Source organism: Rhizobium quercicola, from assembly GCF_021168455.1.
GTDB classification, from domain to species: Bacteria; Pseudomonadota; Alphaproteobacteria; order Rhizobiales; family Rhizobiaceae; genus Ferranicluibacter; species Ferranicluibacter quercicola.
Map to the genome: position 1 here is coordinate 19,026 of NZ_JAJOZR010000013.1, position 12,493 is coordinate 31,518.

9 protein-coding genes are annotated in these 12,493 nt (G+C 66.5%); 4 read left to right on the forward strand and 5 right to left on the reverse strand.

What is annotated here, in order from left to right:
• The first annotated feature begins 48 nt into the window (after positions 1 to 48).
• On the forward strand, positions 49 to 1,776 hold the full coding sequence (locus LRX75_RS18700) for an IlvD/Edd family dehydratase (protein ID WP_113151847.1): 1,728 nt from the start codon (positions 49 to 51) through the stop codon (positions 1,774 to 1,776).
• 194 nt (positions 1,777 to 1,970) lie between these two features.
• Positions 1,971 to 2,576 (forward strand): PRC-barrel domain-containing protein, encoded by a 606-nt coding sequence (locus LRX75_RS18705; protein ID WP_231816183.1) that lies wholly within the window; start codon positions 1,971 to 1,973, stop codon positions 2,574 to 2,576.
• Between the two features lie 73 nt (positions 2,577 to 2,649).
• On the opposite strand, the gene LRX75_RS18710 is transcribed toward LRX75_RS18705, so the two are convergent.
• Both LRX75_RS18710 and LRX75_RS18715 read right to left on the reverse strand, forming a co-directional pair.
• Entirely contained in the window at positions 2,650 to 4,131 is a 1,482-nt protein-coding gene (locus LRX75_RS18710; RefSeq protein WP_231816184.1) for a putative bifunctional diguanylate cyclase/phosphodiesterase, read from the reverse strand.
• A gap of 178 nt (positions 4,132 to 4,309) precedes the next feature.
• On the reverse strand, positions 4,310 to 6,100 hold the full coding sequence (locus tag LRX75_RS18715) for a response regulator (protein ID WP_231816185.1): 1,791 nt from the start codon (positions 6,098 to 6,100) through the stop codon (positions 4,310 to 4,312).
• A 530-nt stretch (positions 6,101 to 6,630) separates the two neighbouring features.
• Here LRX75_RS18715 and mutL point away from each other — a divergent pair.
• Entirely contained in the window at positions 6,631 to 8,511 is a 1,881-nt protein-coding gene (gene mutL / locus LRX75_RS18720) for a DNA mismatch repair endonuclease MutL (RefSeq protein ID WP_231816186.1), read from the forward strand.
• Between the two features lie 122 nt (positions 8,512 to 8,633).
• Positions 8,634 to 8,888, forward strand: coding sequence for a DUF2093 domain-containing protein (locus LRX75_RS18725; RefSeq protein ID WP_113151851.1), 255 nt, complete (start codon positions 8,634 to 8,636; stop codon positions 8,886 to 8,888).
• A 214-nt stretch (positions 8,889 to 9,102) separates the two neighbouring features.
• Here the strand turns inward: LRX75_RS18725 and lpxK are convergent, their stop codons facing one another.
• The 3 genes from lpxK to waaA form a co-directional block, all read right to left on the reverse strand.
• Complete coding sequence (gene lpxK / locus LRX75_RS18730; RefSeq protein WP_231816187.1) at positions 9,103 to 10,182, reverse strand: tetraacyldisaccharide 4'-kinase; 1,080 nt, start codon at positions 10,180 to 10,182, stop codon at positions 9,103 to 9,105.
• Positions 10,182 to 10,952 carry an HAD family hydrolase gene (locus LRX75_RS18735; protein ID WP_231816188.1) on the reverse strand — a complete coding sequence of 257 codons (771 nt, stop codon included), beginning with the start codon at positions 10,950 to 10,952 and terminating at the stop codon, positions 10,182 to 10,184. The genes lpxK and LRX75_RS18735 overlap by 1 nt, the downstream gene beginning before the upstream one ends.
• Positions 10,953 to 11,100: 148 nt before the next feature.
• Positions 11,101 to 12,414, reverse strand: coding sequence for a lipid IV(A) 3-deoxy-D-manno-octulosonic acid transferase (gene waaA, locus LRX75_RS18740; RefSeq protein ID WP_231816189.1), 1,314 nt, complete (start codon positions 12,412 to 12,414; stop codon positions 11,101 to 11,103).
• Positions 12,415 to 12,493 lie beyond the last annotated feature (79 nt).

Here is a 12,493-nt window from a genome sequence, read left to right on the forward strand (position 1 = left end):
TACGACTATTGGTGAGCGGCCGAAGCACCGCGCCAAAGGGAGGTTTCCATGAGCGACGAGAAGAAACGGGAACTGAGGAGCCGCCACTGGTATGGCGGCACCGACAAGGACGGGTTCATTCACCGCTCGTGGATGAAGAATCAGGGTTTTCCGGACCATGCCTTCGACGGCCGCCCGATCATCGGCATCTGCAACACCTGGTCGGAACTGACCCCCTGCAACAGCCACCTGCGGATTCTCGCCGAGGGCGTGAAGCGCGGCGTCTGGGAGGCTGGCGGCTTCCCGGTCGAGTTCCCGGTGTCCTCGCTCGGGGAAACCCAGATGCGTCCGACGGCCATGCTGTTCCGCAACCTGCTCGCCATGGACGTCGAGGAGGCCATCCGCGCCTATGGTATCGACGGCGTCGTGCTGCTCGGCGGCTGCGACAAGACCACTCCCGGTCAGCTGATGGGGGCGGCCTCCGTCGATCTGCCGACCATCGTCGTGTCCTCCGGCCCGATGCTGAACGGCAAATGGCGCGGCAAGGACATCGGCTCGGGCACCGACGTCTGGAAGTTCTCAGAAGACGTGCGCGCCGGCAAGATGAGCCTGGCAGAGTTCATGGCGGCGGAAAGCGGCATGTCGCGCTCGCCCGGCGTCTGCATGACGATGGGCACGGCGACGACCATGGCCTCCGTCGTGGAAGCCATGGGCCTGTCGCTGCCGCTGAACGCCGCCCTGCCCGCCGTGGACGCGCGCCGCATGGCGCTCAGCCACATGACCGGCAAGCGGATCGTCGACATGGTGCATGAGGACCTGCGCCTGTCGAAGATCCTGACGAAGAAGAATTTCGAGAACGGCATCGTCGCCAATGCCGCCGTCGGCGGCTCGACCAATGCGGTGGTGCACCTGCTTGCCATCGCCGGGCGCGCCGGCGTCGATCTGACGCTCGACGATTTCGACCGGGTCGGCGCGCAGGTTCCCTGCATCGTCAACTGCATGCCCTCCGGCCAGTACCTGATCGAGGATCTGGCCTATGCCGGCGGCCTGCCGGCCGTGATGAACCGCATTCAGGACCTGCTGCATGCCGATGCGCCGACCGTCTACGGCTGTCCCATCTCGGACTATTACAAGGATGCCGAAGTCTTCAACGACGACGTCATCCGGCCGCTCGACAACCCGCTGCGCAAGGCCGGCGGGATCCGCATCCTGCGCGGCAATCTCTCGCCCAACGGCGCCGTGATCAAGCCCTCGGCGGCCAGCGAGCATCTGCTCGTGCACGAGGGGCCGGCGCATGTGTTCGAGACGATCGAGGACATGAAGGCGCAGATCGACGATCCCGACCTCGACGTGACCGAAGACACGATCCTCGTACTGAAGGGCTGCGGCCCCAAGGGCTATCCCGGCATGGCGGAGGTCGGCAACATGCCAATCCCGAGGCGGCTGGTGGAAAAGGGCGTGCGCGACATGGTGCGCATCTCCGACGCCCGCATGTCGGGCACCGCCTTCGGCACCGTGGTGCTGCATGTCAGCCCCGAAGCCAATGCCGGCGGGCCGCTCGCCATCGTCAGGACCGGCGACCGGATCCGGCTCGATACGCTGAAGGGAGAGCTGAACCTGATGATTCCCGAGGCCGAGTTTGCCGCGCGCATGGCTGCCTGGGTGCCGCCGGAGCCGAAATGGACGCGTGGCTACTACAAGCTCTACCAGGACACCGTTCTGCAGGCCGACAAGGGTGCGGATCTCGATTTCCTCGTCGGTGGCAGCGGCAGCGAGGTCTTCCGCGAAAGCCACTGAGGGGTTGCCGTCCGACGACCGAGGTATTCGGAGCGTCTGTATTGACCCCGAGGCCTGCCGAAAGTTCCGCTTTCGGCAGGCCATTTTTTTTCGGAACCACTTTCCGGGACAGCCCGTTCTCTCAGCATCACCGGTGCGGCGTGTTTGAACCCCGCGCCACGATCCGAGAAGAAACCGAAAAGGAAGGTTACATCATGACCAACAAGCTCGTTACTTCCGTCGCCGCCGGCGCCCTCTTTGCCGGCATCGCCGCGTTCGCACCGTTCGCTTCCGCACAGGATGCCGCACAGCCGGCACCGGCCGCGCCGATGGCGACGACCACGGCTGCCTCCGGCACCTACATCACCGAGCAGGGTCCGGACCAGATCGCTGCCAGCACCTATCTTGGCCAGTCCGTCTACAACTCTTCCGATGAAAGCATCGGCGAGATCAATGACGTGATCTTCTCCAAGGACGGCTCCGTCGAAGCAGCCGTGATCGGCGTCGGCGGCTTCCTCGGCATCGGCGAAAAGAATGTCGCCGTACCGCTCGACACCGTGATGGTCACCGAAGTTCCGAACTCCAACGACCTGAAGCTGACGACGACCGAGACGGCCGACACGTTGAAGGCTGCACCGGAATTCAAGACCAAGGCGGCACAGGTCGCGGAACGCAATGCGGCAACGCCGGTTGACGGCTCGACGACCTCCTCGACCACGCCGATGGCTCCGGCCGACAACACGATGGCACCTGCCGGCAACACGATGGCGCCTGCCGGCGGCGCTGCACCGGCCGGCCAGCCGGCCACGACGAACCCGTAATCCGCTCCACACGGCTTACCGAGCGGCGGTGCGAAAGCACCGCCGTTTTCGTTTGTCCAGACGCTCCCGTCGATCAGATGGCGACGGGGCGCTTCGTGTCCAGGTCGCGATAGCGATCGCGCAGGTACCGCAGGGTGGCGGTGGCATCGGCCGGTTTTCCGTAGAAATACCCCTGCCCCATGCCGCAGCCGAGCCCCTTGAGCATCAGCGCTTCGGCGAAGTCCTCGATGCCTTCCGCCACGACCTCGAGGCCGAGGCCGTCGCACATGGTCACGATCGCCTTGACGATATGTTCGGAGGCGCGATCATTGACGATGCGGCAGACGAAGGATCGGTCGATCTTCACCTTGTCGAAGGTGAAGTCGCGCAGGCGGCCGAGGCTGGACTGTCCGGTGCCGAAATCGTCCAGCGAAATCCGCACGCCGGCATCGCGCAGTTCCTGCACGATTTTCTGCGCCATATCGGCATCCCGCATCATCGCCGTTTCGGTGATCTCGAGTTCCAGGCGACGCGGGTCGAGGCCGACGCGATGGATGATGGCGAGCACCGTGCTGCTGGTCGCGAGATCCATGAGCTGGGCCGAGGACAGATTGAACGAGAGAAACAGCTCCTTCGGCCAAAGCAGGGCCGCTTCGGCCGCCTTGCGCAACAATGTCTCCGACAGCGCATCGATGAAGCCGCGCTCTTCGGCAAGAGGCACGAAGATGGCGGGCGAGACATAGCCGAGATCGCTGTCGCACCAGCGCGCCAGGGCTTCGAACCCCACCACCGTGTCCGTGTCGAGGCTGACGATCGGCTGGAAATGCACGTCGATCTCATCGGCAATGATCGCATTGCGCAGTGCCTGCTCCAGCAAGGTCGCGCGGCGCATCTCCTGCGCGATTTCCTGGGAGTAGACGGTGATCTGTCCGCGGCCACGGCGCTTGGAGCGATAAAGCGCGGTATCCGCACTCTTCAGGAGGTCGTCATAGGCCTCGCCGGCAAAGGGGTAAACCGCGAAACCGAAGGAGGCGGAGAGACGCACGGTACGCTCGGCCAGTTCGAACGGTGCCTGCAGCACCTCCTTGAGCATATGGCCCATCTTCTCGGCGGCCTTGCGCTCGAAGACGAGCGGCAACACGAAGGCGAACTCGTCATTGCCCATGCGGATGACGGTCGAGCCGTCGGGCATGCAGGCTTCCAGCCGGTGCGCCACCTGGCACAGGATCTCGTTGCCCGCGGGATGTCCGAAGAGGTCGTTGAGCGGCTTGAAACCGTCGAGATTGGCAAGGCCGATCGTGAACGGCGCGGGATCGGCGGCGCGTTCCGTCGCGATTTCGAGAACCTTTTCCCGCAGCCGGTTCGCATTGCCGAGGCCCGTCAGGGGATCGACGAAGGCCAGGGCATGGAGATCGCGCGGGTAACGTTCGGTCACGACGCTGCCGAGGTCATGCCGGCCGCTGTCCGGGGAGACATCATGGCGACGCTGCGGCATGCTTGTCTGCCGCTCCGGCTGGCTCGACCCGGCACGGCGTGACCGTCCCTTCTGGCGCGAAGCTGTTTCGTCCTGATCCATTGCGGAGGTCCTGCATATTTCGGTCGGCACGCTGACCGCATGGACCATGGAACCACACCCTTAAGAAATCACAACAGTCTCTATCCCTAATTCTCGTGACACTTGCAAGAATGTGAAGAAAAACGACAGATTACATATCTGCGGATGTACGAAATCTCGCACTATCGCAACACGCGCATCAGCGCTGCTGGCGATAATCGTTACCGCTTTCGAGATAGCGGTTGCGCACGCGTTCGATCATGTCGGGGCTGATCGGCTTGACGATATGGTCGTCCATGCCGGCCGCGCGTGCATGTTCCAGGTCGATATCGAGGGCCTGCGTCGTCACGGCGACGATCGGCGTGCGAAACGACAGGCGCTCTTCCGCCGCGCGAATGGCCCGCGTCGCGTCGAAACCGTTCATGACCGGCATGGACACGTCCATGAAGATGAGCTGCGGGCGGAACTGCTGCCAGAAGCGCACGGCCTCTTCGCCATTGACGGCGATGCGGTAGGACAAGCCGAGACCTTCGAGGATCTGGGAGAAGACGAACTGGTTGATCTCGTTGTCCTCGGCGACGAGCACATCGATATCGGAGGTCGGACGTTTGGTGACGGGCAGGACGATATCCCAATCGGCGGGCGCTTGCAGGGTGGCGGCGGGCTCTGCGGGCTCGGGCAGGCGCGCGGCGGTGTCGCCGGCCGTCAGCAGAGCCTCGATCTCCGCCGCAAGGGCTGCCTCGGGGCCTGCCGGATCGAAGACGATGCCCGGCGGACCGGCAGCCCTGTCCAGCGTCGCCGTGAGCTCCCGAAGGGCGGGATCGATGAGAACGAGGTCGAGCGAGAGCTTCGCCTCGCGGATGGCCTCGAGAAACGTCGTCATTTCCGGTGCGGAGCGCAGGGCGCAGACCTCGTGGCCACGCTTCGACAATGCCGAGAGCAGGCGCGCCTCCGTCCCGCTCTCCGGCGTCATGACGAGGATGCGACCGGTGACGCCGGACGTTGCGGTTTCGGTTGCCGGCAGCGGCGGCGTCATGTCCTGCGGCGTCGGCGTTTGCGCGGTCTGGGCCAGAACGTGCAGATCGAGCGCCTGATAGGGGTCGTGGCAGTTTTGTGCCGGCTCGAAGGCCTCGTATCGCGCGATGGCGAGGCTTTTGGCCAGTTCCGGCGAGACAACGCCGTCGTCATAGCCGACGACGATGTCCGTGACGTCGTTCATGCAGGTCACGAGCAGGCCGCGTTGCGCGTCGCCCACGCGGAATTTGTGCGTCACCAGCCAGCAATCGTCGCCGTTGGCCCGCACGGCCTGCTCCGGCAGGCGATGTTCGCGCCCGGTTTCCAGCACCATGCGATCGGACGTTTCGAATTTCTCGGCGAGTTCCGGTTCGATGAGATCCCAGACGGAGCGGCCGAGAATCTGGTCGGGCGTCATGCCATGCAGGTCGCAGAAGGCCTTGTTGACGCCGATGTAATTGAGGCTCCGGTCCTTGACGCAGATCGGGTTGGGCAGGCTGTCGAGAATGCTTTCCGTCATCTCCATGCGCTCGAGGTCGAGCTGCATCTGCTCGTCCTTCTTCTTCTGCTCGGAAACTTCGGTGAGAGAGACGACGCAGAGACCGTTCGCCAGCCGGCGCTTGCGCACATTGATCCAGCGCTGGCGGGCGATGCGCTCCACCACATCATAGCGTTCGCGCCAGTGAAGGGACACGCGCTCGGAAATCCATTCCTCACGGTTGACGCGCCGACGGCTGCGCTCCGTCGCCGTTCCCGAACGCACGCCGAGGTCGAAGACGGCGCCCAGGAAATCGCGCAGCCGGGTGCCGCGTGCGAGGAAACGATCCTCGACGGGGTAGAACTGCTGGATCGGCTTGCTGGCAAAGATCAATTCGTCGTTGCGATCGCACACAAAGACGGCCAGGCCCAGCGCATCCGAAACCGCTTCCAGCAGAGAGAGCTGGACAGCTGCGCCAGATGACGCGACATCACTCATGCATGGCCTCACAGTCCTTGGCGGACATTACATTGACGGGAACATGCCGACGTCACGACCCTTGACCGGGCGTGGCGTTCTTTCCGGGAGCGCGCGGTCAGCATCGCGATCGCTCCGGCGCAGCCGCGGCCCGGAAACGGGCCTGGCTGCGACACTCTTTCGTCCGTCGCGTCGGGGGGGCGTCATCGCCGGCAACGCCGACGCCGCATGCTCCTCCCCCGGCAGCATCCGGTGTCCTCGCGACCGTTCCGTCTGCCTTACATCGCCAGGCGCCGCCTGTGACGCATTCGGCTTCGCTGTCGCGCATCGCACCAGCTGCGTCACGTTCTCCTGACACCCACCTCGATCGCAGGAGATATGCAGCAACCCGATTACCGACAATGCCACAGCGGGCTTAATGCACCCTTAAGCCCCGAAAGCCCGCGCTTTGTCCCTGCCCTTCCCGTCCCCGTCCGGATCGCGCAGGGGATATCCCGGTCCCTCGGCCATCCAGTCCTTGGCGGCGACGCGGGAATGGCGGAGAATGCACCATGGCCATTACCCTCCTTTCCGAAACGCTCATCAACCAGATCGCCGCCGGCGAAGTCATCGAGCGGCCGGCGAGCGCTGCCAAGGAGCTGATCGAGAACGCGCTCGACGCCGGCGCCACCCGCATCGAGATCGCGACGGCCGGCGGCGGCAAGACGCTGCTGCGCGTGGTCGACAATGGCTGCGGCATGGGGCCGGACGATCTGGCGCTCGCGGTGCGGCGGCACTGCACCTCAAAGCTCGGCGGCGGCCTGTTCGACATCCGCACACTCGGCTTTCGCGGCGAGGCACTGCCCTCGATCGGCTCCGTCGCGCGCCTGACGATCGCGAGCCGCCCGGCCGGCAGCGACCATGGCGCCGAAATCGCCGTGCATGGCGGGGTGGTGCAGGCGGTGCGGCCGACACCGGCGAACCACGGCACGGTGGTGGAGGTGCGCGACCTCTTCTTCGCCACGCCGGCCCGGCTGAAATTCATGAAGACGGAGCGGGCCGAGGCGGCGGCGATTTCCGAGGTGGTGCGGCGCATGGCGATCGCGTTTCCCGGCGTGCGCTTCCTGCTGTCGGGTCCCGACCGCACGACGCTCGAATTTCCCGCGACCGGCGACGACCGTCTGGCGCGCATCGCCCAGGTGCTCGGCCGCGACTTCCGCGACAATGCGATCGAGATCGACGCGGAGCGTGACGCGGTGCGGCTGACCGGCTTTGCCGGGGTGCCGACCTTCAACCGGGGCAATTCGCTGCACCAATATGTGTTCGTCAACGGCCGGCCGGTCCAGGACAAGCTGATCTTCTCGGCCCTGCGCGGCGCCTATGCCGAAACCATTCCGCATGGGCGCTATCCCGTCGCGGTCCTGTCGATCACGATCGACCCGGCGCTGGTGGATGTGAACGTGCATCCGGCGAAATCGGACGTCCGCTTTCGCGACCCCGGCCTCGTGCGCGGCCTGATCGTCGGCGCCATCCGCCAAGCGCTGGCGGTCGATGGCGACCGGTCCTCGACGCTCGGCGCGCGCGGCCTGATGGATGCCTTCCGGCCGCAGGGTGCTGCCGCCGCGGGTTTCGCCGCCACGGGTTTCGCCTCTGCCCCCCGCTCCCCCGGCGGTTATGGCGGCCAGACCGCGTACGGGCAGGCGCCGTCGGCCCTCTGGTCGGCAGACCGGTCCCCCTACCGGCCGCTGGAGACGGAGGGCCGTGGTTTCGGCGAAGCCGCGCAGGCTGCCTTCGGATCCTTCGTACCCGCCGCACGGATGGCGCCGGAATCGGCAGGAGCGGAACCGACGGTGCCCGGGACGGCACTGCCCGACCATCCGCTGGGTGCCGCACGGGCACAGCTGCACGAGAACTACATCGTCGCACAGACGGGCGACGGGCTCGTGATCGTCGATCAGCACGCCGCCCACGAACGTCTCGTCTACGAGAACCTGCGCAAGGGGCTCTCGACCAAGGCCCTGCCCGCGCAGGCGCTCCTGATCCCCGATATCGTCGATCTCGCGGAGGACGACTGCGACCGGCTGATGGTGCATGCCGAAGAGCTTTCGCGGCTGGGGCTGACCATCGAGCGCTTCGGCCCGGGCGCCGTCGCCGTGCGCGAGACGCCGGCCATGCTGGGCGAGATCGATGCGGCGGGGCTCATCCGGCAGCTGGCCGACGAGCTGGCGGAATGGGACACGGCCAACGGCCTTGCCGGCCGGCTGGAGGCGCTCGCAGCCACCATGGCCTGCCACGGCTCGGTGCGCTCGGGCCGCCGGCTGCGGCCGGAAGAGATGAATGCCCTGCTGCGCCAGATGGAGGCGACGCCCGGCTCCGGCCAGTGCAATCACGGACGGCCGACCTATATCGAGATCAAGCTCGCCGATATCGAGCGCCTGTTCGGGCGCAGCTGACGGCCGAACGCGCCGGCCGACCGGCCTTGCGAGACCGCTGGCAAAAGCCGCGGCGAAGGTTTACAGCGGCAGGACAGGGTTCGGCCGCTCGGGCGAGCCGATCAGTCAGGGGATGAGAGACGATGAACCGGTTCGAAGGCAGCGGCAACAGGATTGCGAAAATCCGGTATCTCGACGGCGATTTCAACGTCATCCTGCCGGGCTCCTTCGTCATTTGCGCCATCACCGGACGCGAGATCCCGGTCGAGGAGCTGCGCTACTGGAGCGTGGCGCGGCAGGAGCCGTATATCGACGCCCAGGCCGCCTTCGATGCGGACAAGCGCGCGGGGATCCTGCCCGGGCAGACGGGAGATGCGGGCTCTTCGGTTACGCCGTAGCGCTCGTTGCACGTCAGCCTTTGTGGCGGCGCCTCCCCAGCCTTTGCGATAGCCCCTCAACCTGACCCTCTCCCCGCTTGCGGGGAGAGGGGACGTGCCCTGCTTGGGGTTTCGATGTGAGGTGAAAGCGGCGCCACGAAGTCCCTTCGCCCCGCGCGCGGGGAGAAGGTCCCGGCAGTGGGATGAGGGGCTGGCGCAGGCGCGACAGAACGCTTTACGATCCGCTCCGGCGCAGCAGCCGGTGGCGGGCGGCGGACAGGGCGGCGGCGATCATCTTGTCGGGGGCCGAGGGATCGTCGAAGGCGATCTCGACGTCGATGACGCGGACTTCGCGCGCGAGTTCGCCCGTGCGATCCGCCTGATGGCCGATACCGTGGCCAGCACCGTGGCCCGCGCCTTGGGTGGCATCGAGGCGAACGCGGTCCTTGGCGGTCGTCACCAGAAGCAGGCCGCCAGCATCCGCATCGTCGAGCAAGGCTGCGATCTCGTCGGCCTCCAGATGATGGTGATCCGGGAAATTGCGCGTCGTCACGATCTCCGCGCCGGTTTCGCGCACCGTCCGGTAGAACTTTTCAGGATCGGCGATCCCGGCGAAGGCGAGCACACGCCGGCCCTGCAGCGAACCGTCGTCCTCATGCACGATATCGGCCACGAAGACCGCCCGTCCGGCCCGCGCCGCAGTGCGGATGACGGGATCGGCCGTCGTCTCCCGGCCGATCTTCAGAAGGGCGGAGGCGTGGCGCAGCTGGTGGCCGAGCGGCGCGCGCACGGGGCCGGCCGGCACAAGGCGGCCATTGCCGATGCCGCGGCGGCTGTCGATGACGAGCAGCGCATAGTCAAAGACGAGACGCGCGCTCTGGAAGCCGTCATCCATGATGATGAGATCGACCCCTTCCGCCACCAGCCGCTGCGCGCCCTCGATGCGCTTGCGCGAAATGACGGTGGGGGCGGCGCGGGCCAGCAGCAGCGGCTCGTCGCCGACCTCCAGCGCCCGGTGATGGTGGGGATCGACGAGCGTGGTCACATCCAGCGATCCGCCATAGCCACGGCTGAGAAAGCCGGGCTTCAGGCCGCGAGCGCGGGCGGCCCTGGCGATGGCGATCGCGGTCGGGGTCTTGCCGGCACCGCCGACGGTGAAGTTGCCGACGCAGAGGACCGGAACGGGCGCGGCCCAGCGGCGGGCGCGATCCATGCGGCGGCCGGCGATCCGCCCGTAGACCCAGGCGACGGGGGCAAGGGCCCGCGCCGCCCAGCCGGGCTTTTCCCACCAGAAGGGCGGCGCTTCCGATGCCATCAGGACGTCCCGTCAAGCGTCAGGTGGTCGTCGCCCCGTGCTGCCGGCGGGTGACGGTCGAGGAGCGCCAAAAGTTCGGTGATGTCGGCGAGGCAGTGATCGCTGGCGGCGGCAAGCGACTGGCGGGAGCCGGTACCGGTCAGAACCGCGACGGTGAGGCCGGCGCCGGCATTCCGCCCCATGTGCATATCGTGATTGTTGTCACCGACGACGACGACCTGATCCGGGATGAGACCCGTCGTCGCGCAGAAGCCATGGACCATGCCGGGCTCCGGCTTCACGCCGTAGCCGCTGTCGTAGCCCGCGACATAGTCGAGGCATTCGGCAAAGCCGAAGCGTTCGGCCGTGCGGCGGATGGAGGCCTCGTTGTCGCTGGAGGCGACGCCGAGCTTGTAGCCGCGTGTCCGCAAGGTCGCAAACAGTGCGGAGAGATCGGTGACCGGCACGGCATAGGCGGCCGAGCGGGAGAAGAGGTCGTCGAGGGCATCCGTCAGGGCCTCGCGCGTCCAGGGCGCGCCGGCCTCCACCATGCCTTGCGCGATCTCCGCCGTGTTGCCGGCGGCAAGCAGGCTGTCGGCGGCCACGAAACCGGTCTGCGGATCCATGCCGCCGGCACGCAGCAGCGTGGCACCGAGATCCGCATCGTCGCGCGATGCGATGCGGGCGACCTCGTAATTCACCGGCACCCAGCTTTTGGCATAGTCGAGCAGCGTCCCGTCCTTGTCGAAGAGGATGCCGGCGATCGGTATCGGAAGCGGTGCCTTGCTCATCTCGACGGTCTCCCCGGAATTTGAAACGCGCCGGATGACGCCGGCCGGACTGCGCTGAGCAGACTTTCGTTGGCAAGCCAACGATTCGTCCGCTTAGGTTATTGATTTATCGCAGGTTTTAACCGTAGATCCGTTGGACGGAACCTGCTTAGACATCGTCGCGCGGCAACAAGCGGGCCTTCACCGTCAGCGGGTTGATATAGGGCTCCAGCCCGCGGATCGTCGCCGACAGGGCGCCGCGCATCTCGTGCACCGCCTCCTGCCCCGCCTCGATCATCTTGCGGCGCACCTCGTCGTTCGTCAGCAGGTAGTGCACGCCCTTGGCCAGCATCTCGGTGTCGCGCACGATCTTGGCGCTGCCGTTCTTGGCGAGCGTTTGGTAGGTCTCGCGGAAATTCTGGACGTTGCCGCCCGACAGGATGGCGCAGCCGAGCATGGCCGGCTCGATCGGGTTCTGCCCGCCCTCCCCGAACAGCGACCGGCCGACGAAGGCGACATCGGTCAGGCGGAGATAGAGACCCATTTCGCCGACGGTGTCGCCAAGCAGGATGTCGGTTTCCGGCGTCACCGGATCGTTGCGGGTGCGACGGGCGACGGTCAGCCCCTTGGCGACCAGCATGGCCTCGATCGCATCGCAACGCTCGGGGTGGCGGGGCACGATGATGGTCAGAAGCGCGTTGCGCTCCTTGAGGGCCAGATGCACGGAGCCGGCGGCGGCCTCCTCCCCCTCGAAGGTGGAGATCGCCGCCCAGGTCTTGCGGGTCTCGATCTGCTGTCGGTATTGCCGGAGCACGGCGCTGTCGACCGGCGGCGCGTCGGTATCGACCTTCAGGTTGCCCGACACCATGACCGGCAGCGCACCGAGCGCGCTGAACCGTTCGGCATCGGCTTCCGACTGCGCGATCACGAGCGCCAGGTTCTCGAAGATGGCGTCGGCCAGGTTCGGGCGCTTGCGCCAGCGCGCGAAGCTGCGGTCGGACAGGCGGCCATTGACGAGGATCTGCGGGATATGCCGCTTGCCGAGTTCCATGATGGTCATCGGCCAGATCTCGCTTTCGGCGATGATCGCAAGGTCCGGTTCCCAATAGTCGAGGAAGCGGGAGACGGCCGGCTTGAAGTCGAGCGGCACATATTGGTGGATGGCGATATCGCCCAGCCGCTCGGCGACGACGCGCGCCGAGGTGGTGGTGCCGCTGGTGAGCACGACGGCGATGCCGCGGCGGTGGATTTCCTTGATCAGGGGAATGACGGACATGGTCTCGCCGACGCTGGCGGCATGGAACCAGACCAGCGGCCCCTGCGGGCGGGCAGCACTCGGAAAGCCGTAGCGTTCCTGCCGGCGGGCGCGATCTTCCTTGCCGCGCGCGGCGCGCAAGGCGAGGTAGGACCAGACGAGGGGATAGACCGCGGTTCCGACCCAGCGATAGCCGGAGAGCGCCGCGCGCGCGAAGACGCGCGTCATCTGGCGCACTCCGTGCGCGCCCTGCCGGGCAGGACGCTGCGGGCGGGACGCGACGGCCCGGACACGCGCATGCCGCGTC